Annotated in this window: 23 protein-coding genes; 18 read left to right on the forward strand and 5 right to left on the reverse strand. The window is 44.2% G+C overall.

Annotation, left to right across the window (positions count from 1 at the left end):
• Positions 1 to 25: 25 nt before the first annotated feature.
• From AC13CK_RS15775 to AC13CK_RS15785, 3 genes are all read right to left on the reverse strand, one after another.
• A complete protein-coding gene (locus AC13CK_RS15775; protein ID WP_004278907.1) occupies positions 26 to 469 on the reverse strand; it encodes a GNAT family N-acetyltransferase in 444 nt (147 codons plus the stop codon).
• Positions 470 to 565: 96 nt separating this feature from the next.
• Positions 566 to 913, reverse strand: coding sequence for a type II toxin-antitoxin system RelB/DinJ family antitoxin (locus AC13CK_RS15780; RefSeq protein ID WP_253146241.1), 348 nt, complete (start codon positions 911 to 913; stop codon positions 566 to 568).
• 114 nt (positions 914 to 1,027) lie between these two features.
• The gene (locus tag AC13CK_RS15785) at positions 1,028 to 1,936 is read right to left on the reverse strand and encodes a pseudouridine synthase (RefSeq protein ID WP_482831304.1); all 909 of its coding nucleotides are present in this window, start codon (positions 1,934 to 1,936) and stop codon (positions 1,028 to 1,030) included.
• A gap of 126 nt (positions 1,937 to 2,062) precedes the next feature.
• On the opposite strand from AC13CK_RS15785, the gene tsaE reads away from it, so the two are divergent.
• From tsaE to hfq, 4 genes are all read left to right on the forward strand, one after another.
• Positions 2,063 to 2,542 carry a tRNA (adenosine(37)-N6)-threonylcarbamoyltransferase complex ATPase subunit type 1 TsaE gene (tsaE, locus tag AC13CK_RS15790; RefSeq protein ID WP_219310036.1) on the forward strand — a complete coding sequence of 160 codons (480 nt, stop codon included), beginning with the start codon at positions 2,063 to 2,065 and terminating at the stop codon, positions 2,540 to 2,542.
• Positions 2,532 to 4,499: a DNA mismatch repair endonuclease MutL gene (mutL, locus tag AC13CK_RS15795; protein WP_425879859.1), complete on the forward strand. Its 1,968-nt coding sequence runs from the start codon at positions 2,532 to 2,534 to the stop codon at positions 4,497 to 4,499. Before tsaE ends, mutL begins: the two co-directional genes overlap by 11 nt.
• 6 nt (positions 4,500 to 4,505) lie before the next feature.
• Positions 4,506 to 5,450, forward strand: coding sequence for a tRNA (adenosine(37)-N6)-dimethylallyltransferase MiaA (gene miaA / locus AC13CK_RS15800; RefSeq protein ID WP_004645483.1), 945 nt, complete (start codon positions 4,506 to 4,508; stop codon positions 5,448 to 5,450).
• 91 nt (positions 5,451 to 5,541) lie between these two features.
• A complete protein-coding gene (hfq, locus tag AC13CK_RS15805; RefSeq protein ID WP_004278899.1) occupies positions 5,542 to 6,069 on the forward strand; it encodes an RNA chaperone Hfq in 528 nt (175 codons plus the stop codon).
• Positions 6,070 to 6,188: 119 nt separating this feature from the next.
• On the opposite strand, the gene AC13CK_RS15810 is transcribed toward hfq, so the two are convergent.
• Together AC13CK_RS15810 and AC13CK_RS15815 are read right to left on the reverse strand one after the other, a co-directional pair.
• Complete coding sequence (locus AC13CK_RS15810; RefSeq protein ID WP_482831305.1) at positions 6,189 to 7,496, reverse strand: peptidylprolyl isomerase; 1,308 nt, start codon at positions 7,494 to 7,496, stop codon at positions 6,189 to 6,191.
• Positions 7,496 to 9,949, reverse strand: coding sequence for an LPS-assembly protein LptD (locus AC13CK_RS15815; RefSeq protein ID WP_409665521.1), 2,454 nt, complete (start codon positions 9,947 to 9,949; stop codon positions 7,496 to 7,498). The genes AC13CK_RS15810 and AC13CK_RS15815 overlap by 1 nt, the downstream gene beginning before the upstream one ends.
• A 121-nt stretch (positions 9,950 to 10,070) precedes the next feature.
• Between AC13CK_RS15815 and AC13CK_RS15820 the strand changes: the two genes are divergently transcribed.
• The 14 genes from AC13CK_RS15820 (at position 10,071) to AC13CK_RS15885 (ending at position 21,607) form a co-directional block, all read left to right on the forward strand.
• Positions 10,071 to 11,084, forward strand: coding sequence for an aminoglycoside phosphotransferase family protein (locus AC13CK_RS15820; protein ID WP_425879858.1), 1,014 nt, complete (start codon positions 10,071 to 10,073; stop codon positions 11,082 to 11,084).
• Positions 11,085 to 11,774 (forward strand): N-acetylmuramate alpha-1-phosphate uridylyltransferase MurU, encoded by a 690-nt coding sequence (gene murU / locus AC13CK_RS15825; RefSeq protein WP_253174244.1) that lies wholly within the window; start codon positions 11,085 to 11,087, stop codon positions 11,772 to 11,774.
• A gap of 85 nt (positions 11,775 to 11,859) precedes the next feature.
• Positions 11,860 to 12,492 carry a 16S rRNA (guanine(527)-N(7))-methyltransferase RsmG gene (gene rsmG / locus AC13CK_RS15830; RefSeq protein WP_004278890.1) on the forward strand — a complete coding sequence of 211 codons (633 nt, stop codon included), beginning with the start codon at positions 11,860 to 11,862 and terminating at the stop codon, positions 12,490 to 12,492.
• A 25-nt stretch (positions 12,493 to 12,517) separates the two neighbouring features.
• Positions 12,518 to 13,300 carry a ParA family protein gene (locus AC13CK_RS15835; protein ID WP_004278889.1) on the forward strand — a complete coding sequence of 261 codons (783 nt, stop codon included), beginning with the start codon at positions 12,518 to 12,520 and terminating at the stop codon, positions 13,298 to 13,300.
• Positions 13,297 to 14,184 (forward strand): ParB/RepB/Spo0J family partition protein, encoded by an 888-nt coding sequence (locus AC13CK_RS15840; RefSeq protein WP_004731487.1) that lies wholly within the window; start codon positions 13,297 to 13,299, stop codon positions 14,182 to 14,184. Before AC13CK_RS15835 ends, AC13CK_RS15840 begins: the two co-directional genes overlap by 4 nt.
• Positions 14,185 to 14,217: 33 nt before the next feature.
• Positions 14,218 to 14,856 carry a MotA/TolQ/ExbB proton channel family protein gene (locus AC13CK_RS15845; RefSeq protein ID WP_425879857.1) on the forward strand — a complete coding sequence of 213 codons (639 nt, stop codon included), beginning with the start codon at positions 14,218 to 14,220 and terminating at the stop codon, positions 14,854 to 14,856.
• A 10-nt stretch (positions 14,857 to 14,866) separates the two neighbouring features.
• Positions 14,867 to 15,289, forward strand: coding sequence for an ExbD/TolR family protein (locus tag AC13CK_RS15850; protein WP_425879867.1), 423 nt, complete (start codon positions 14,867 to 14,869; stop codon positions 15,287 to 15,289).
• Positions 15,289 to 17,016 carry a lipid A export permease/ATP-binding protein MsbA gene (gene msbA, locus AC13CK_RS15855; protein WP_148334409.1) on the forward strand — a complete coding sequence of 576 codons (1,728 nt, stop codon included), beginning with the start codon at positions 15,289 to 15,291 and terminating at the stop codon, positions 17,014 to 17,016. The genes AC13CK_RS15850 and msbA overlap by 1 nt, the downstream gene beginning before the upstream one ends.
• 3 nt (positions 17,017 to 17,019) lie before the next feature.
• Positions 17,020 to 18,024 (forward strand): tetraacyldisaccharide 4'-kinase, encoded by a 1,005-nt coding sequence (gene lpxK, locus AC13CK_RS15860; RefSeq protein ID WP_425879856.1) that lies wholly within the window; start codon positions 17,020 to 17,022, stop codon positions 18,022 to 18,024.
• A 12-nt stretch (positions 18,025 to 18,036) separates the two neighbouring features.
• Positions 18,037 to 18,798 carry a 3-deoxy-manno-octulosonate cytidylyltransferase gene (gene kdsB, locus AC13CK_RS15865; protein ID WP_425879855.1) on the forward strand — a complete coding sequence of 254 codons (762 nt, stop codon included), beginning with the start codon at positions 18,037 to 18,039 and terminating at the stop codon, positions 18,796 to 18,798.
• A gap of 14 nt (positions 18,799 to 18,812) precedes the next feature.
• Positions 18,813 to 19,793, forward strand: coding sequence for a DNA polymerase III subunit delta' (locus AC13CK_RS15870; RefSeq protein WP_425879854.1), 981 nt, complete (start codon positions 18,813 to 18,815; stop codon positions 19,791 to 19,793).
• Between the two features lie 15 nt (positions 19,794 to 19,808).
• On the forward strand, positions 19,809 to 20,150 hold the full coding sequence (locus AC13CK_RS15875) for a PilZ domain-containing protein (RefSeq protein WP_004278877.1): 342 nt from the start codon (positions 19,809 to 19,811) through the stop codon (positions 20,148 to 20,150).
• A 27-nt stretch (positions 20,151 to 20,177) separates the two neighbouring features.
• Positions 20,178 to 20,951 (forward strand): TatD family hydrolase, encoded by a 774-nt coding sequence (locus AC13CK_RS15880; RefSeq protein ID WP_005106566.1) that lies wholly within the window; start codon positions 20,178 to 20,180, stop codon positions 20,949 to 20,951.
• A gap of 41 nt (positions 20,952 to 20,992) precedes the next feature.
• Positions 20,993 to 21,607: a TetR/AcrR family transcriptional regulator gene (locus AC13CK_RS15885; RefSeq protein ID WP_005252237.1), complete on the forward strand. Its 615-nt coding sequence runs from the start codon at positions 20,993 to 20,995 to the stop codon at positions 21,605 to 21,607.
• Positions 21,608 to 21,610: the final 3 nt, after the last annotated feature.

Here is a 21,610-nt window from a genome sequence, read left to right on the forward strand (position 1 = left end):
TGAAATGTGATGAAAAGATTAGGACTTATTTCAGGAAACAGTGATAAGTCTGAAATTCATCATCCTTGATAAATCCCATAGATTCGTACAATTTATGCGATTGATAATTATTCTTTTGGGTTTCCAGAGTGATTCTTAAGGCCTGTTCATGTTTGGCAAATAAAATCGCGGTATCAATCAGTTGTTTGGCTGCGCCCTGACGCCGAAAAACCGGGGTGATATAGACATCATCCAGAATATAATAGGTCGAGCAGGCCACCGAAGAAAAACCCAGATACAGGATAATAAAGCCGGTAAAAGTATCATCTTTGGTATTAATGAAAATGACGGTCTGTCCATCTTCAAAACGCTGTTTTAAAAATTGGTAAGAGAGTTCAGGATTGGAAGACGTACCATAAAACTGTCGATATTCATCAAATAATACCGCCAGCTGATTCAGGTCTGCTGACTGGGCGCGTCGTACGAGCATTGCATACTCCAGCTAATTTTTTATTGATAATCAGCATCAAGCATAGCGAAGTTTGGGAGTGGCAGGCTTTAGAAATTGTTCGGAAATGCAACAATGTTAAATTTTGTCGCTTTCACCCAAAATGGCATTCAGTTCTTCAAATAAATCAAGATGATCATCATCCAACTGGACATCCTGATCATCCAGCAGATTCAGGGCAGAACTGGAAAGCGCATTTTGCTCGGTTTTCGCTTCATTTTGTTTTAGCTTGCGCAGGCGAATCAGTTGTTCTAGGTTGATATTCTGGTTTTCAATCGAGAAGGGGATCGATTTGGTAATCACCACTTGCTTGAAAAAAAGACGCACGGCCTGAGCTGGCGTAATCCCCAATTGCTTAAATACCGCAAAGGCTTGTTTCTTCTCTTGCGAGTCCAAGCGAATTTGATAAACTTCAGTTTTTCTCATAATATTTTTAAAGCTTTAAATTACTTAACTTTTCGCCTTTATTCTAATCAATTACGTTTGAAATTCAATCTTAAAGCGACCGATTTTAGAAAATAATCTGTAATGACAAGCGATTTACAGTGTCAATTCAAGTTGCGAGCTGAAATTCATGCTTTTCTGCGTGATCGGATCAACAAATTGAATATGTTTGGCCAATAAACTTAAAGGTGCAGAAAAATCATCTTCCGCCTTGTGCGCTACCTGTGGATAAAAGGGATCATGACGGATCGGAATACCCAGATGATTCAAATGCACCCGTAATTGATGTTGTTTGCCAGTATGCGGTTTCAGCTCATATTTAGCCCATTCTGTATTATGTTCCAGCAGATCAATAGCCGTCTCGCTATTCGGCGTTCCGTCTAGGACTTGCATGGTATAAAAAGGCTGACCTTTTTGCATTCTCAATCGTGTGACCAATGGGAATTTTAAACTAGGATTATACGCCGCAATCGCATGATAGGTTTTTTGCACCTGCCGTGTAGCAAATAACTGCTGGTACAGGCCACGTGATTCAACGCATTTGGAAATCAGGACCACACCTGCCGTTTCACGATCCAGCCGGTGAATGGGCGTTAAATGCTCATTGCCGGTTTGCTTTTTAAGACGAACCAGTAGCGTTTCCTGCACATATTGTCCGGTCGGGCTCATGGTCAAAAAATGCGGTTTATCGACCACCATGAAATGCTCATTTTCAAATAAAATCTGATGTTGAAAAGGAATATGCACTTCATGTGCCAAAAAGCGATAATAGAAACAATGGCTATTGGGCTGAAATGGACTTTCTGTTGATAATTGATTGCCCTGAGCATCATAGACCAGACCTTCGGCGAAACGGGACTGCCATTCATCTGCTGCGATATGCGCAAATTGCGTGCATAAATAAGCAAAAACTGTCAGAGGTGCATCCGGACTGGCTGGCAAAAACACTTTACTGGCACTGACCCCATTGAGCATAGGCGGGTTAAATTCAACAGTTGGTTGCATGGCAGGCAGATTAACCTCTTAAGGAGCAGATGCTGTGAAAAAATACAGTTTCTCACACAGGTGAATAGGCTTTTAAAGCGTGGCGATGCTATCATATTTATTCTTTTGCATCATGTCGTGAGTAATATGCCTTATTCATTTAGTGTCACTTTAAATCATGAAGACGATACCCAAAAACTGGCCAAGGTTCTGGCGGAGAATTTCCCTGCGGGGGTCGTGTATCTGATTGGTGACCTAGGGGCAGGAAAAACGACCTTAACGCGTTATTATTTGCAACAGTTGGGTCATAAAGGTTCAGTGAAAAGTCCAACTTATACACTGGTCGAACCCTATCAAATTAATGGTCAGGATATTTTTCATTTTGACTTGTATCGTCTGAATGATCCGTATGAACTGGAACTGATGGGCATCCGGGATTACCTGGAAACACCGAGTGCGCTATTTTTATTTGAATGGCCATCTAAAGGTGGTGATGAAATTCCGCAAGCTGACCTGATTATTGAAATTTTAAAATCTGAAGATGAACTTACCCGTACTGCAAGCCTGATTTCATCGAATCTTGCTTTACGAGAGGCTCTGGAGCGTCAATTTTCACATGTCGAATGATTTAAGTCTGCGCCGTATTCGTGCCCTTGATCCTGCACTTGCCAACCAGATTGCCGCAGGTGAGGTGATTGAACGTCCGGCTTCTGTGGTCAAGGAGTTACTGGAAAACTCGATTGATGCGGGGGCGACAGAGCTGATCATTCGGGTCGAACAGGGCGGCAGTACTTTAATTGAAATCATCGACAATGGACGCGGAATTCATCATGAGGATTTACCGCTGGCCGTGATGCGTCATGCCACCAGCAAAATCCAGAGTGCTGATGAGCTGTATGCGATTAGCAGTCTGGGCTTTCGTGGCGAAGCACTGGCGTCGATAGCAGCGGTTTCACGCCTGACCATGATCAGCAGTCAAAGTGACGAGGGCATCGGTTATCAGGTCGAAGTCAATGGCACGGCTTTTGATCATCAGGAAATTCAAGCGGTCGCGGCTTCAAAAGGGACGCATATTCGGGTTCAGGATTTGTTTTTTAATGTGCCTGCACGACGTAAATTCCTGAAAAAACCGGGCACTGAATTTGGTCATATCGAAGAAATTGTGCGCCGTATGGCACTGACGCATTTTGATATCCGTTTTGTGCTAGAACATAATGAAAGCATCAAACTGAATTTACCCGTGGCGGATAGCGGCGCTTTGCGTTTTCAGCGGGTACAGCAATTGCTTGGCCGCCAGTTTACTGAAAATGCCTACTGGATGGATGCAGACAGTATAAACATGCATTTGTCTGGCTGGCTTGGTCATCCTTCGGATGCGCGTTCACAGGCAGATCTGCAATATGTCTATGTGAATGGCCGGATTGTCAAAGACAAAACCATTTCTCATGCCTTGCGGATGGCCTATGAGGGCATCTTGCATGGACATCAGCATGCGGCTTATTTACTGTTTTTGGAAGTTGATCCAGAAAATGTGGATGTAAACGTCCATCCGACCAAGCATGAAATTCGCTTCCTGAATCAACGAGAAGTACATGAGTTCGTACGGCATTATGCCAAAGAAACGTTAGCACAATTCCAAACCGCAACTGCAGATTTAGCCGAGGCAATGAAACAGGATGAGCAGCCTGGCTTGACGGCCCCGCAACCGCGTTATCAGGAACAGTTCAGCCTGCATCAGACTGCGCATTCTCAGCCACAGGTGGTGAGAACGACATCTGCCTTAAGTGAAAATGAAACTTCAGATGTGCTGACCGATTTTGCATCTTCAGGTCCACAAACAGTGCATTATTCCCAAGATTACCGTAAATCTTATTCTGGTTCACAGCAGCTGAATAATGCCTTGCAAAGTTATTTAGCACCGCTCAGAGAAAGTTCGGAAACCGAAATATTCAGCCCTGAGCAGTCTTTTCAGACACATGTAAACACTAAAGTGGATGAGCATCCATTGGGCATTGCTATTGCCCAGTTACATGGCATTTATATTCTGGCGCAAAATACCGAAGGTCTGATTATTGTGGATATGCATGCGGCGCATGAGCGTATTGTCTTGCAGCAAATGAAATCGGCTTGGGATAAACCTGAATTCTGGACATCACAGCAATTGCTCATTCCAAAAGTCGTGAATATTAGCCGGATGCAGGCCATGCGTGTCGAAGAGCTGAAAGAGCAGTTGGCACGTTTGGGGCTGGAAATTGATCAGTATGGTGATGAGCAAGTTATCGTACGTGGTGTACCGGCTATTCTACACAAGGCCGATTTCGATGCCCTGATTCCTGAATTATTGAATGATTTAGATCCGGGGGATCAAGCACAAAGCCTATTGCAGAAGCGTGACCAAATTTTGGCGGGAATGGCCTGTCATGGTGCAGTGCGAGCGCATCGTATCCTAAGTTTGTCTGAAATGAATGCTTTATTACGGCAGATGGAACAAACCGAATTTGCCAGTCAATGTAATCATGGTCGTCCGACCTGGCGCGCCTTTCCATTGGCTCAACTAGATAAACTTTTTGCTCGAGGAGAGTAGTTTTACATGTCCAATCAATTGCCGGTCATCAATTTAATGGGGCCAACTGCAAGTGGTAAAACCGCTTTGGCATGTGAACTGTATGAGCAAGGGGGATTTGAGCTGATTTCGGTCGATTCTGCACTGGTTTATCGGGAAATGGACATTGGTACAGCCAAGCCCTCCAAAGAGGAACTGGCGCGCTATCCGCATCATCTGATTGATATTATTAGTCCACTTGAAGTGTATTCTGCAGCCAACTTTGTCGAAGATGCTTGCCGCCTGATTGATGATATTCATGTGCGTGGTAAAACCCCGATTCTGGTTGGCGGAACCATGCTGTATTTTAAGGCCTTGCTTGAAGGTTTGTCAGATAACCTACCAAGTGCAGACTATGCTATCCGGGCAGAGATTGAAGCCAAGGGTGAGCAGGAGGGCTGGGAAGCGGTTTATGCAGAATTATGTGCAGTCGATCCGATTGCCGGTGAAAAATTCAAGGTTAGCGACAAGCAGCGCATTATTCGAGCCTTGGAAGTTTTTAAATTGACTGGTGAGCCGATTACAAAACTACAGGCAGAACAACCTAAAAACTTACCATATCGTTACAGTTTCCATAATTATGCACTGATGCCAGATCGGTTAGAATTACATGGGCGTATTGAACAACGTCTGGAAATTATGTGGAAAAGCGGTTTTTTAAATGAAGTTGTGAATTTAATTGAAAAATACGATTTTAATGAAAATTTACCTTCCATGCGTTCAGTGGGTTATCGTCAGGCTATGGAATTCTTAAAAAATGCTGATAAAACCAAGGAAAAGCAACGGGAAATGGAGGATAAAGCTTTATTTGCGACACGACAACTTGCAAAACGTCAATATACGTGGTTAAGGTCTTTGCAAGAAAAGCATAAATTTACAACATATTTTACCCTACAGCAGGCTCAAGAAGACTTGCGAAACTGTCACGGATAAAGCAAAATTTAGGGACTATCTTTTTTATAATTTTTAATTGAAAAATAGAGATAGTTTTTGCGCTGATTTTTAATTTTTTTGGAGTTATAACATGTCTAAAGGTCAAACTTTACAAGATCCATTCTTGAATTCTCTCCGTAAGGAACGTATCCCAGTATCTATCTTCCTGGTAAACGGTATTAAATTACAAGGTCATATCGAATCTTTTGACCAATACGTGGTTTTATTAAAAAATACAGTAAGCCAAATGGTTTATAAGCATGCAATTTCAACTGTAGTACCTGCACGTAATCCACGTCCTGCTGGCGCGCCTGCTGGTCCACAAGGTGCGGGCTTCGGTGGTCAAGGTGCTGCAGGTGGCTTTGGTGGCGGTCAAGGTGCTGGCGGCTTCGGTGGTCAAGGTGGTTTTGGCGGTCAAGGCGGCGGCTTCGGTGGTCAAGGTGGCTTCGGCGGTCAAGGCGGTGGCTTTGGTGGTCAAGGCGGCTTTGGTGGTCAAGGTGCCGGCTTCGGTGGTCAAGGTGGCTTCGGTGGTCAAGGTGCTGGCTTTGGTGGTCAAGGCACTGGTTTTGACAACGACACTAAATTTGAAGACTCTTCAGACGATGAAAACAATCGTTAATCGAGTTTGAAAATTAAAAAACCTCTCTATATGAGAGGTTTTTTTATATCTGTACGTTTTAAGTTTTTTAAATAAAAAGCCAACGAGATGTCGTTGGCTTTTTAGGATTATGGTAAGGCTTAACGGTTACGTTTAGGATCCAGTTGAGGATCTTTGATTTCTACATAAGCATTATTGCGCGTTTCACGTAACCAGCTATCTAATTCGGCATCAAATTGACGTTCACCAAGCAATTGGCGAGCCATACGTTCCTGATATTCCTGTGTCATATCTTGTTGGCGTGTTTCACTCACTTGCAGAATATGCCAGCCAAACTGGGATTGAAATGGTTTACTGAACTGACCTACTGGGGTGCTTTTCATCTGCTGTTCAAATTCAGGTACCATTACCCCTGGGCTAACCCAGCCAAGACTTCCGCCATCACGAGCCGAGCCAGTATCATTGGAGAACGTTGAAGCTAAAACAGTAAAATCTTCACCTTGTTTGAGGCGGTTATACAGACTATCAATCATTTGTTTGGCATTTTCAGGACTGACCACTTCAGACGGTTGAATCAGAATGTGTCGTGTTAAATATTGAGGAACAAGGGCTTTCTGTTCGCCACCTTTACGTTCCAAGAGCTTCAGAACATGTACACCATCAGCGACAGGAATCAGTTCAGAAGTTTGACCTGGTTGCAGGGTGGTCACGCGTGCAGCCAGTTCTGCTGGAATTTCTGACAGGTTTCTCACACCCATATCAGCAGCTTCGACTTTAACGCCGCCAGTGCTGTACTTTTTGCTGATCGCCTGAATGTCATTGCTGCTATTTAATTCTTGCTTTACCTTTGTTGCAATTTGTTCAGCATTTTCACCGCTTACCCGTAAATGCAGTACATGGACCTGACTGCCAAGCAAAGCTTGACCTTGCGGGGTATTTAGGAAGTTTTTAACATCTTGATCTGTAATTTGAATACGTGAAGTCACGATTTGTTGACGTAAACGATTCAGTGCTAAATCTTCAGCGATACGGTTACGTAAAGAAGCATAGGTATTGGGCGCCATGGCATCCAGTTTCTGCTGGAATGCTTCCAGACTCGGTGAACCAGAATCACGGGCAACTTTCAGGACGGCTTCATTTAAAGCTTTTTCATCTGGACGAATATTATTACGTTTAACTTGTTCAAGCTGTGCCTGACGAATAATCAGTTGCTCTAAAGCTTGTTGCTCAAGATATTGTTGTGGTGGAACTGCCTTTTTCTGTTTTTGCAGCTGATGTGAGATTTCGGCTACACCTTGAGCCAGGTCACTACGTAGAATGATACTATTGTCGACTACAGCTACAACTTCATCTTTAGGTTGGGCAACAGCAAAAGTCGTCATCGCTGAAGAAAGGCATAGCGCAAGTGCGGTTGCTTTAAAAATTTGTTTTAACTGTTTTGTCTTCATTAACGTTCTGTCCAAGTTTGATTGATATTGTTAAAACCTAGAATACGATTTTCTAGTAATGAGGTGAGTTTGCTGCTTAACCCACCTAAGCCTTTCAGGCTGACTTCGGCCATAATGGCGCGTTTGGCTTTGATGCTTGAATCATTAACGTCGTCTAAGTCATTGTAATATGAGCGACCGTAAACAGAAACTCCCCAACAGCATGACTCATAGTTCACGCCAAGTAAATATTCCCGTGCGACACTATTGTCGAGGTCAAACTGGGCATGTCCAACCAGACGCCAGTTGTTGGCAATCGGCTGGATAAATGAACCCACCACATGATCATAGCTCTTTTGACGGTTCGGAATATCTTTGCGATAGAAATAGCCTAGGTTATAAAGATTGCCTTGCTCACCTGTATAATAAACCTGCAAATCTCGTTGGGCATTCGATCCATTCGACATCCAGCTTGAGTTCAGATTAACGTGAACATTATTTGACAGCTGGCTGGTCAGTTGAATTACAGGGCCAGTATGACTTTCACGGTCGAATTCATCTGCATCATTTTCCAACGTTACACGGCGATCTTCAAAGAAAAAGCTCTGTCCAACGCTGGCACGCAGGCGCTCCAGACCTTCTTCATTAAATAGGCTATAGCTCAGACCTAAGGAGGCAAAGTTATTGTCTTCCAGGCGGTCATTACCATAAAAGCGACGCGCACTGAAAAGTTGATCATAATTAATCGAAGCGACGACTGAATCAAAGTTTGGCTGATTCTGCTGGTTCTCATAAGGTGAATACGCATAGAACAGACGAGGCGTTAAGGTCTGTAGATACGTACCTTCTTTTTCAAAAATTAAGCCGGTGTCCAGCGTGAATTGTGGCACCACAATTGAATTATTTTCACTAGACGCGCTACGGCTTTGGGTTTTTTCATCATAGAAAGTATTGATGTTGCGTACAGTCGCCTGAGGAATGAAGAATGACCACGGGGTAAAATGATTATAACGCACGGAAAAGTCATTATAGATCCGTGTACCACTCGGTTGATATACCTTCTCACCCGTTGGATCAGTATCAGCGAAATTTCTCAGATCCTTCTGGAAATATGCTGTGTCGTTATTAAACTCAAGCTGTAATCCCAATGGATTGCCAGTTTTGTAATTGACTAAAAGCTGCGGCAGACGTGCATAAGGACGATCTTCATCCAGTACGGTTGGATCTAGGGTCTGGAAATCTTCGACTTTGAATTGTGCCTTTAAGCCAGGAATACCATTTTTATAATTGACTTCCCAGGCACGGCGTAAGTTCAGGTCAGTTTTAGAGTTCGGGTTATTATCCAGATCGGCAAAGTAATCTTTGTCTGAAGCGTAGTTATATTCAAGATTGGTGGAGAGCTGATTATTGATCTGCCAGTTATGTAAGAAATGCAGGCTTTTACGGTCTTCGTCGCTATAGCTTTCATCGGAAGGTAAATAACCTCCCCAAATACGGCCTTCACCATAATTCTCAGTCAGATAACGGAACTCGCCATCCAGCATTACCCCACGATCGCCAATATAACGCGGCGTAATCGTCGCATCATATTGCGGCGCTAAATTCAGGTAAACTGGAACACCTAGTTCCAGACCACCATCATTGGTAAAGCCAAATGTCGGCGTCAGAATACCGGTAGTGCGGCGGTCATCAATCGGGAAGTTGAAATAGGGAACTGCCAAGACCGGAACATCTTTAACATATAGCTTGGTATTGCGGGTTTCACCACGTCCAGTTTCCTGGTTCAGCTTGATCTTTTCTGCCTGGATTTTCCAGGTTGGTTTTTGCTCAGGTGGACAGGTGGTATAGGTCGCATTTTCCAGTTCTACCGTCTCGGTCGAGGTTCTGGCGATCTTTTCTGCCCGACCATGCGCATGTTGCTGCTCGGCAATATAGAAGCTGTTATTTAGGTCGCCTTCTTGGGTCTTTAAATTATAATTAATATCATCACTTTGTGAGAGCAGGCCACCCTGAGCAAGTTGTACCCGACCTTCTGCTTTGGCATAGGTCTGGGTTTGATCAATCGTTACGCGTTCAGCACGAATCTGGCGACCTTGCTGGTCAATGATGACATTGCCTTCTAAATAAGAGTCACCTGCTGGATTGTAGTGTCCATAATCTGCAGTAATGGTGGATGTAGCCTGATCTGGCGCAACGGTTGCTGCATCTGGGGCAATCGGGGTCACCCAGGTGCCTTCACAATAAGCCGAACTTAAGTATTTTTCCTGCCGCTGCTGTGCTTCAGCTGAGGATTTGTCGACATAGTATTGCGAAAAGAATGCTTCACCTGGATAGGTCTCATTTATGCGCTGTTTGAGTTGTTCTGCATTTACATCGGACGAGACATTTGATGCAGCATAGCCGGAGGCTGAGCTGCCACATAAAAGGGTTAAGATCGCAGTCGCTAGAGGATTTATTTTAAAGTGATGCTTCATTTGTCTCATTAACCAATCATGCTTTTATCGCAATTAATTATTGTCGCATCATAGAGAAAAAGTTGATAAGTAGCTACACTTAGCACTTTAAAAACTCAGCCTGTATTAGAATTAATTGCAAATGAATACACAACGCGAACAATTGATACAATCTTGGATTGCCTCTGTACTCGGTTCAGATCAATTTGAAACTCATTTTTTAGCAGGTGATGCCAGCTTCCGTCGTTATGCACGAATCAAACTGAATAATAAAACATTTATGCTGATGGATGCACCACCAGAAAAAGAAGATTGTGTGCCTTTTGTGACGATAGATGAGTTTTTTGATGCACATGGCGTGCGTGTTCCGCATATCGTGGCAAAAGACCTGGAAAATGGCTTTTTACTGCTCGAAGACTTTGGTGATGTGCTGCTGTCGAATCTGCTGAATGACGAGACTGTAGATGCCTATTATGAGCAAAGCTTTAAGCAGCTCATTCAACTACAATCGATTGCTGGAGAAGGGCATTTCCCGGCATATTCTTATGAAAAACTGATCTCGGAAATGGAATTGCTGACTGACTGGATGTTACCAGCGTTAAAGGTTCAACTGACTGAATCAGAAAGCGCCTTGATCAAACGCACTTTTGCGATTTTGGCGAATGCCGCATTGGCACAGCCACAGGTGATCGTGCATCGGGATTTTCATAGCCGGAATTTGATGAAAATCGACAATGAAACCGAACTCGGTGTGATTGATTTTCAGGATGCTGTGATTGGTGCCGATACTTATGACTTGATCTCGATTACCCGTGATGCTTATGTGCAGTGGAATGCCGACCGTGTGTATCGCTGGTTCAAAACTTTCTATGAGTTATTGCCAGCATCTGCTAAAGAAGGCCGTGACTTTGAACAGTTTAAAAAAGATGCCGACATGATGGCGATTCAACGTCATATCAAGATCCTCGGTATTTTTGTGCGTCTGTTTGAACGTGATGGTAAGTCAGGTTATCTCAAGGACTTACCACGTGTGATGTGGTATCTGCTTGAAGAATCTAAGACTTATGCAGAGCTAGAGCCATTCATGCAGTTTATCCGTGACCGAGTGATGCCGGCTTTTGAAGCAAAATATGGCTCATATGAGGTGGCTGCATAAATGAAAGCGATGATTTTGGCCGCAGGTCTTGGCAATCGTATGCGGCCGCTAACGCTGCATACGCCAAAGCCTTTGCTGGAAGTTGGGGGCAAGCCCTTAATCGTCTGGCATATAGAGAAACTGGCTGCGATCGGTGTTACTGAAATTGTCATCAATACGGCTTGGCTCGGTGAAAAACTCGCAGAAGCTTTGGGCGATGGTTCACGATTTGGCATCAACATCCTTTGGTCACATGAGGGTGAAGGTCTGGAAACCGCTGGAGGAATCATTAATGCCTTGCCGCTACTCGGTGATGAACCTTTTATTCTGTTAAATGGTGATGTCTGGACCACGATGGATTTTGCTCCTTTACTGGATATTGATCTAAAGGGTAATTTGGCGCATCTCGTACTTGTGCAGAACCCTGAACAACATCCTGAAGGTGATTTTACGCTTGCAGCCGGGAAAGCTTATACCTTTGATCAGCAAGTCGAAGGTGAAAACCTGACTTTTAGTGGTGTATCCGTGCTTGATCCAAAGATGTTCCAAGGCTTAGAGACTGGCAAGCGTCCTTTAGCGCCATTGCTAAAAGCGGCAATGCAGAATCAGCAGGTTGCCGCTTCTAAATTGGTAGGCATTTGGGTTGATGTGGGAACCCCGGAGCGTTTAACGGCACTGGATACGGCGATCCATGAAGGGAAGTTTGCTTAAGTGAATATTCGCTAAGCACTGCCTACTGTGCCAATATAGAGAAAACGGTATACTTCCACCTAACTTTTTCGAGCGTAGATTGTTTATGCACATGTTTTTTCAAGAACTAAAGCAGGGTAGCCAGGCTTTGGGTTTAGAGCTATCTGATGAAGCTTTAAATTTATTACTCAAGTATCAGGATGCTTTGGTGTTGTGGAACAAAGCATACAATTTGACTGCAATCCGTGATCCTAAAGAAATGCTGGTCAAGCATCTGCTCGACAGTTTAAGTATTTTAAAGGACTTGCCTGTAGGCAGACTGCTGGATATCGGTACAGGTGGCGGTATGCCGGGCATGATCATTGCTTTATGTCAGCCTGAGCGTGAATGTGTATTACTGGATTCTAACGGTAAAAAAATTCGTTTCCTCAAGCAGTTTATTGCTGACTTAAAACTTAAAAATGTTATTGCCGTGCAAACGCGTGTAGAAAATGAAGACAGCATCAATGAGCTGGGTCAATTTGATGTGATTACCAGTCGTGCCTTTGCATCATTAACAGACTTTGTCGATGCTTCTAAGCCATATATGCACGAACAAACGATTATTGCCTCAATGAAAGGCTTAATTCCTGAAGATGAAGTTGCTACTTTAAAAAATGAATTTAGTTGTGAGATTATTGAACTTAAAGTTCCGCGCTTAGACGAACAGCGTCATTTACTTCTATTAAAACGTATTTAAGATTTTTAAAGGGATTGGGGGCAACATGGCACAAATTATTGCGATTGCAAACCAAAAAGGTGGTGTAGGTAAAACCACAACCGCAGTAAATTTGGCGGCATCTTTAGCTGTGTTAAAAAAACGTGTTTTGCTGGTCGATATGGATTCGCAAGGTAATGCGACCATGGGGTCTGGCATTCAGAAGAATGACCTGCTGTATTCGGTTACCGATGTGTTGCTGGGTGAAGTGCCGATTGAAACGGCGATATCTAAGGCGGAAGTCGGTTACAAGGTACTTGGGGCAAACCGTGATCTGGCTGGGGTTGAGTTGGCGATTGCAGAGCAGGAAGGGCGCGAGTTCATTTTACGGGATGCATTGCAGGAAATTGAATCCTCATTTGATTATATTATTGTTGATTGTGCACCGAGTCTTAGCCTGATTACTGTCAATGCTTTGGCAGCCGTGGATGGTGTGCTGATTCCAATGCAGTGTGAATATTATGCACTGGAAGGTCTGGCGGATTTAACCCAGACCATCGATCGGATTCAGCAAGCATTGAATCCGGACCTGCAAATTGTCGGTGTATTACGCACCATGTACGATGCACGTAATGCCTTAACCCGTGATGTCTCTGAAGAATTAGAACAATATTTCGGTAAAAAACTGTATGAAACCGTAATTCCACGAAATATTCGTCTGGCTGAAGCGCCAGCACACGGTTTGCCGGTGATTTATTTTGAAAAAAGCTCAAAGGGTGCAGTTGCTTACTTAAATCTGGCAGCTGAAGTATTAAAGAAAAGCAAAGTGAAAAAAGGAAGTAAAGCATGACCGTCAAGAAACGTGGACTCGCCAAAGGTCGTGGCTTGGATGCCTTGCTAGGCTCAATTCAAAAAGAAAAATTACAACTCGAAGCTCAAGGTCTTGACCATGGTCAGCTAAAACAGATCGATGTGAACTTGCTCAAGCGCGGTGAATATCAGCCGCGCCGTTATATTAACGAGCAGGATTTGCAGGAACTGGCGGCATCGATTGAAAAGCATGGCATCATGCAGCCCATCGTGATCCGTCCGGTTGACGATGAACGCTATCCATACGAGATTATTGCGGGTGAGCGTCGCTGGCGTGCTGCACAGCTGGCGGGTTTGACCGAGGTTCCTGCGATTGTACGTGATCTGAATGATCAGGTTGCGATTGCACTGGCCTTGATTGAAAACATCCAGCGTCAGGATCTGAATCCGATTGATCAGGCGATGGCTCTGCAACGTTTCCATGAAGAATTTGGCTTAAGCCATCAGGAAATTGCAGATACCGTGGGTAAAGCGCGTACGACAGTGAGTAACCTACTTCGCCTGCTTAGCCTGGCAGAAGAAGTGAAAGACTTTATGCAGCAGGGTTTGCTGGATATGGGGCATGCACGTGCGATCTTAACCTTAAAAGCTAAAGATCAGCTCAAAGTTGCAGATATCGTAATTGAAAAAAGTCTGTCTGTTCGTCAAACCGAGCAGTTAGTCCGTGATTTCAATACACCTAAACAAGAAAAAGTAAAAGAAGCTGTAGCACCGGATATTCAGCAATTGACTCAGCGCCTTTCAGAGCGTTTCAGTGCAGATGTTAAAATTGACTATAACAAGCAAGGTAAAGGGAAACTGGTTATTAGCTATCACTCTTTAGAAGAGCTGGATGGCATTCTTTCTATTTTAGAAGATGAATAATTTATATATTTTTTTTATTGGGGAATAAATTAGATGTGGGAATTGGTTAAAGCAGGTGGCTGGCTTATGCTGCCCCTGGTCTTGTGTTCTATCTTTATGCTGGCGATTTCGATCGAGCGTCTGATTCGCCTGAAAAAGAATGCAGTACTTCCGTTGACACTGTTGATGGGGCCTTCGCAAAATACAGCACAAGTCATGCAAAAAATGAATCAAAGTGCGGCCTTAAAGCAAAGCACTTTGGGCCGGGTATTGGCTGCGGGCTATACTAGTAAGCCGCAGGGTGAGCAGTATGCTCGCGCGCAGATGGAAGTGGTGGCGTCACAGGAAATCGGTTATCTGGAAAAAAATATTAATTTTCTGGGCACGTTGAGTGCAGTTGCGCCTTTACTCGGTTTGTTGGGGACCGTACTTGGGATTATTGAGTCTTTCCTGATGATCGATGTGGGAACTGGAAGTGATCCGGTCTTGATGATGCCCGGTATTTCCAAGGCTTTAATTACCACGGCAGCCGGTATGCTGATTGCAATTCCTGCACTGTTTGCTCACCGTTATTTTCAGCGTCTTGTTCAGGAATATGTGGCTGAACTTGAGCAGCAAGCGACTTTGTTTCATGCGGATCTTTTTTATCGTAATCATGCAGACATAGATCAAGACATGCAAAAAGCCAGCTAGGAGGCGGATGATGAAATTCAAACGCAACCAGGTGGAAGATGTACATATTAATCTGACACCGATGATTGATTGTCTGCTGTTTATTCTGGTCTTTTTACTTTTGTCGACGACATTTAGCCAAATGAGCCGAATGAATCTGACCTTGCCGGATGCGCAAGGTGTACCGCCTAAAAGCTATGATCAGAAAGTTGAAGTGATTGTGGATGCCAATGGTCATTACGCAGTCAATGGTCAATCCTTGGCCAGTAAGGAAGTCGCGGATTTAAATACTGCAATTAAACAGATTTCTAATGAACGCCGTGATTTAATATTTGTTATTGCAGCTGACGCAAAAGCCAGCCATCAGGACGTGATTCGTGTCATGGATGTGGCCGGGCAGCTCGGCTTTGTAAATATTAATATCAGTACCAAAGTACCCACCCGAGGTTATTAGTGAAGCACGATTTTAAGGTCTATCTTCGCCTTTTAAGTTATTTAAAACCGTTTTGGGGCATTGCATTGCTTGTCCTGCTGGGTTTTTCTATTAATGCCGCTACGGAAGTCTCTGTCGCTAAATTACTGGAATATATTATTGAGGCGATTCAAAATAAAGACCAGAGTTTCACATCACTTTTCCCGTTTTTAGTGGTCATACTCATGTTCTTCCGGGGCCTGGGTTTGTTCATGGGTGGATATTTTACTGCGGTAATTTCCCGGAATCTGGTATTCAACATCCGTCAGGAAGTTTTTGCAAAATTGCTGCGTTTACCGTCCCAGTATTATCTGGATAATACCAGCGGGCATATTACTGCCAAAATCATGTATAACGTTGAACAGCTAACCGCTGCTTCAACTGAAGCTTTAAGAACCTTGTTGCAACAAGGTTTGATCACTCTGGCATTATTAGGCTACCTGTTGTATACCAACTGGCGTCTGACCATGTGTATCCTGATTTTTGCACCCGTCATTGGCTTTATTATCAGTAAAGCTGCAAGACGGATGCGTAAATTATCGCAGCAAGTGCAAGACACCATGGGTGATGTAAACCATGTGGTGCAGGAAACGGTGAATGCCAACCTGATCGTCAAGGGTTTTGGAGGGCAAAGTTATGAGCAGGAACGCTTTAAACAGAACTCGCTGGAAAACTTGCGTCGTGGCTTGAAAATGGTCGCTGTACAACAGTTGAATAGTCCTGTGGTTCAGCTGATCATGTCGATTTCACTGAGTATTGTGATGTTTATTGCCTTGCGTCCGCAAATTCTGGGTGATACCTCTGCGGGTGAATTTGTCGCTTATATTACTGCGGCGGGTATGCTGGCAAGACCGATCAAAGCCTTGACGGATATCAATGAAAAAATTCAACGTGGTATGGCTGCGGCTCATTCGGTATTTGAATTGCTGGATATGCCTGAAGAAAAAAATACCGGGACTTTAACGGATAGCCTGAAAGGCGATATCGAGTTTAAAGATGTCAACTTGATTTATGATGATGGCCATCGTGCTATTCATGACTTTAATTTGCAGGTCAAGGCCGGTGAAACAGTAGCGCTGGTAGGACGTTCTGGTGCAGGAAAAAGTTCTCTGGTGAATCTGCTGGTGCGTTATCAGGATGCAACTTCTGGGCAGATCTTGCTGGATCAGAAACCGATTGAAGATTTTGAAATTACCGCCTTGCGAACCCAGATTGCTATGGTGAACCAGCAAGTAGTACTGTTTAATCGTACCGTGCGGGAAAATATTGCTTATGGTCAGCTCGAAGGTGCTTCCGATGAAGATATTATCGCGGCAGCAAAGGCAGCCTATGCGCATGATTTTATTATGGCATTGCCGCAAGGTTATGATACTCAGCTGGGTGCCCAGGGTTTAAACCTGTCTGGTGGCCAGCGTCAGCGCATCGCGATCGCACGCGCAATTTTGAAAAATGCCTCTATCCTGATTCTGGATGAAGCGACCAGTGCGCTGGATAACGAGTCGGAATACTTTATTCAGCGTGCCTTTGATAAAGCCATGCAGGACCGTACGACCATCGTAATTGCACATCGTCTATCGACGATTGAAAACGCGGATCGTATTGTGGTTATGGATCAGGGCCGTATTGTTGAGCAGGGCAGTCATGCCGAACTGATTGCGCTACATGGTGCTTATTATCAGTTGCATCAGCGTAACTTTGAGGAACAGTAACTTATGGCACTGGCACAAATCATTCAGGATGCTTGGAATGCACAGGCAAAGTGGCTGGTGGTGCTGCGTCCTTTGTCATGGTTATATCGCCTGGGTTTTGTCAGCAATCACTGGCTCTATCAAAAAGGCATTAAAAAAAGTTATAGCGCGCCGATTCCCGTTATGGTGATTGGCAACATCACAGTCGGTGGTAGCGGTAAAACACCTTTGCTGATTCATCTGGTGGATTATTTAACCGAGAAAAATATCCGTGTGGGAGTGATTAGCCGTGGTTATGGTGGTCAAGGCCCATTTCCTACCTATGTCGACTTTAATACCTTGCCGGAGATTGTCGGAGATGAGCCTGCCTTGATTGTGCAGGCAACAGGTGTACCGATGGCAGTTGGTCCCAACCGGCAGAAAAGTATTGAACTGTTATTGCAGAAACATGAGCTGGATCTGATTATCTGTGATGATGGATTACAGCACTGGGCCTTGAATCGCCAGATTGAGTGGATTGTGCTGGATAATAATCGCGGTCTGGGTAATCAAAAGCTTTTACCTGAAGGCTATCTACGCGAACCTGTAACACGGCTAAAAACCGGAACCGTAATTGAGCATTCGGCTAACCCAAGCTCTGAACTGAATATGCATCTGGCTGCATCACAGCCTTATTTGCTCAATCAGGACAGCACTAAAATCTTTGATCCTCAAGCGGCTTTTTATGCGGTAGTCGGCATTGGCTTTCCACAGCGGTTTTATCAGACCTTGCAAAATTTAGGCATAGAACAATTTCAGTGTCATGAGTTTCCAGACCATCATGACTATGACATTGAAGATTTACAGTTCGATGATAACAATCCGATTATTACCACTGAAAAAGACGCAATAAAAATTATGGCGCTACTTAAACAATATCCAGATTTTAAACAGGATATCTGGGTGGTGCCAGTCGATGCAGTCCTATCGCCAGCCTGCTATACAGTCTTGCAGCAACAGTTACAACAATACGGTATTCAAATTTCTTAAGGCTCATTCATTATGAAACACATTGTTATTCCTGCACGTTTCGCCAGTTCACGTTTACCGGGTAAACCTTTGCTGGAAATTCATCGTCGTCCCATGATTCTGCGGGTAGTGGACCAAGCCAAAAAAGTGCAAGGTTTTGATGATCTGTGTGTGGCAACTGATGATGAGCGTATTGCTGCCGTTTGCCGTGCTGAAGGCATTGATGTTGTCATTACCTCGGCGGATCACCCTTCAGGCACAGACCGCTTGAGTGAAGTGGCTCGAATCAAAGGCTGGGCCAGTGAGGACATTATTGTCAATGTACAGGGGGATGAACCCTTACTGCCGGCGCAACTGGTAAAACAGGTTGCTCAACTCTTGGAAGATCAGCCTGAATCTTCCATGTCGACGCTATGTGAGCCGATCCATCAACTGGATGAATTCAAACGTGACAGCATTGTAAAAGTTGTCATGTCAAAACACCAGCAAGCACTGTATTTTAGCCGTGCTACCATTCCTTATGACCGTGATGGTGCGAAACTGACTGAACCAAAACTGCATGATCAGGCCTATCGTCATTTAGGCCTATATGCCTATCGGGTAAAACTGTTGCAAGAATATGTGACCTGGGAAATGGGTGTGCTGGAGAAACTGGAATCTCTAGAGCAGTTACGGGTACTGGAAAATGGACACCGTATTGCCATTGCGGTGGCTGAAGCCAATTTGCCGCCAGGGGTGGATACCCAGGAAGATCTGGATCGCCTGAATCAGATGGATCTTTCCCATTTTGCCTAAGAAGAGTCAAATACATGCCTTTTGATGTCAATGCACATATCTATCCATGGCAGCAACAGGTTTGGGAAACCCTGACCGGGCGCTTTCCCAAGCTTGGACATGGTTTATTGTTTTATGGAAAAAAAGGCTGTGGTAAAGAAGCGTTTACCCAACAGTTTCTGGCTTGGGTGTTATGCCTGAATCGTCAGCCTGCCGGGCCATGTGGTGAATGCAGTAGCTGTCAATGGTTAAAGGCAGACACCCATCCCAACTATGTGCATATCAGTACCGATGACGACAATAAAAAACAGAATGCCAAAATCAAGATCGAGAAGATTCGCGATCTGCTGCCTTTTGTGCAACAGACTGTAGATGGCTGGCGCGTGATTGTGATTGAGCCGGCAGAAGCCTTGAATATTGCCTCTGCCAATGCCTTACTCAAAACACTGGAAGAACCCGGTGATAATACGGTCATTATTTTACTGGCGAATCATTATTTAAAATTGCCCGCGACTATACGCAGTCGTTTGCAGCATTTTGCTTTGGACCGGATTTCCGCAGAACAATTTAGCGATTATGTCCAGAATCAGCTCCCAGATGCAGGTGCTAGCCAACAACAGTTATTGATGAACCTGTCCAATCAGATGCCGTTACAGGCACTAGAGGTTGCACAAAGTGCCTGGCTGCCACTACGTCAGGAATTCCTGCAAGACTGGCAAAAACTGGTCATGCAAAAAAATATGCCGATGGCAATTGCGACCAAATGGAATAAAAACCTGAATTTTGATGACTTTGCTCAAATGTTTGAATACTTGTTGTCCGATTTAATTTGTGTCAAGCTAAATCAGACGGTGAAAAACATTGACCTTGAATTCAATGTACTTGCCGAACAATATTCATTAGAAGCACTTTTTAAAATTTATGAAGATTTTCAGCGCGCTAAACAATTCCTTGAACAGAATGTCCAAAGCAATCTGGTTATTGATGAATTGTTTATCACGCTGATGAATCTTTAATTAAGGGGAAATCACATGCAACCACGTATGGGCGGTATTATTCAGGCCAATATTCCTGACATTGAAACACTGTTTGCCAGCTATATGCCTTATGTTGTGGGTGGTGGGCTTTTTATTCCTTCCAAGCAGCCGGTCAAACTGGGCGAAGAGGTTTTTGTATTGACGACTTTGCCTGACCAGACCCAGAAAATTCCTTTAACCGGTAAAGTCATCTGGGTCTCGCAAAAGCAGAATGGCATCAAGCCACAAGGCTTTGGCATCCAGTTAAGCGGTGAAAAAGGCGTTTATTTTAAAAATGAAGCAGATCGTCTGGTTGCAGGTCTTAAATCTGAAGGACGTAAAAGTTACACTATGTAGTTAATTTACCCTTGGTAGGAACGCATCGTGTTTGTAGATACTCATTGTCATTTAACCCTGCTTGATTTGACACCATATCATGGTGATCTGGATCAGGCATTGGCTCAGGCTCGTGAAGCCGGTGTTTCCAAATTCATGAGTATCTCGGTCGATCTGGATGATCATATCGAGCTGGCCAAAATTGCCGCGCGTCATGCAGATGTCGGATATACCGTTGGCGTACATCCTTGCGAAGATGCTGCAACCATGGCGCGTGCCACGACTGAATATCTGGTCGAACTGGCGCAACCGGAGAAAGTCTGGGCACTCGGTGAAACAGGTCTGGACTATTATCACAGTACCGATTTTATTGCAGAGCAAAAAGCCTGTTTCGCCCGGCATATCCATGCGTCACAAATCACCAAAAAACCTGTAGTCGTTCATACCCGTTCCGCCAAGCATGATACCGTCGATATTATTCGCGCGGAAAAATCTACGCATGGCATCCTGCACTGTTTTACCGAGGACTGGGAAACCGCCAAAGCAGTACTGGATTGCGGCTATTATGTGTCATTTTCCGGAATTGTTTCATTTAAAAATGCGCAGGATCTGCGTGATGTCGCCAAACAGGTTCCGCTGGATCGTGTGCTGATTGAAACCGATAGTCCTTATCTTGCGCCAATGCCGTATCGTGGCAAATCTAATGAGCCTAAATACGTTCCTTATGTAGCCAAAGCGCTTTGCGATGTATATGATAAGTCGCTAGAAGAAATGGCTTTTATCACAAAGCAGAACTTTGAAAATCTTCTGAATTTAAAGTAAATAAAGTTATATAAAGTACAAAGAGAGTTTATAGGGTGAAGATGGATCGTCAGGCTCAGTTTCGAGCAAGAGAAACCTTGATTTTTCAAGTTGCAGAACAGCTCCTGTTGGAAAATGGTGAAGCAGGAATGACGCTAGATGCGCTGGCTGCCGAGCTTGATCTGGCCAAAGGGACACTTTATAAACATTTTCAGAGTAAAGATGAGCTGTACATGCTGCTGATTATCCGTAATGAGCGCATGTTGCTGGAAATGATTCAGGATAGCGATAAAGCCTTTCCTGAACATCTGGCCTTCTTTATGCTGCATCATTTACATCATCCGGAACGAACCGTGCTGTTTCATCAGATTGAAGAACGCCTGTCGACGACTGGGGTTGGAATCCAGCACCTTTTTAGCGAACTTTATCAGGTGCGCAAACAGCGTTTACGCCTGATTATCCGTATGACAGAAACTTATCTGGCTTCTATTAATAGCCGCATGTCAGTACGCGATTATCTGGCTTCGATCTGGTCGTTGACCCATGGTGCAGCTGCAATTCTTAATTCCAGTTTCTATCAGCGTTATTTGGGTTCGCGCGATACCTTGCGTGTAGCCTATATCGATCAGGCACTGGCTTTGCCTAAGCAGGTACATTCAGCCGAGCAGTTTGCCTAAGGT

The sequence above is a fragment of the Acinetobacter sp. L-24 genome (assembly GCF_056857555.1).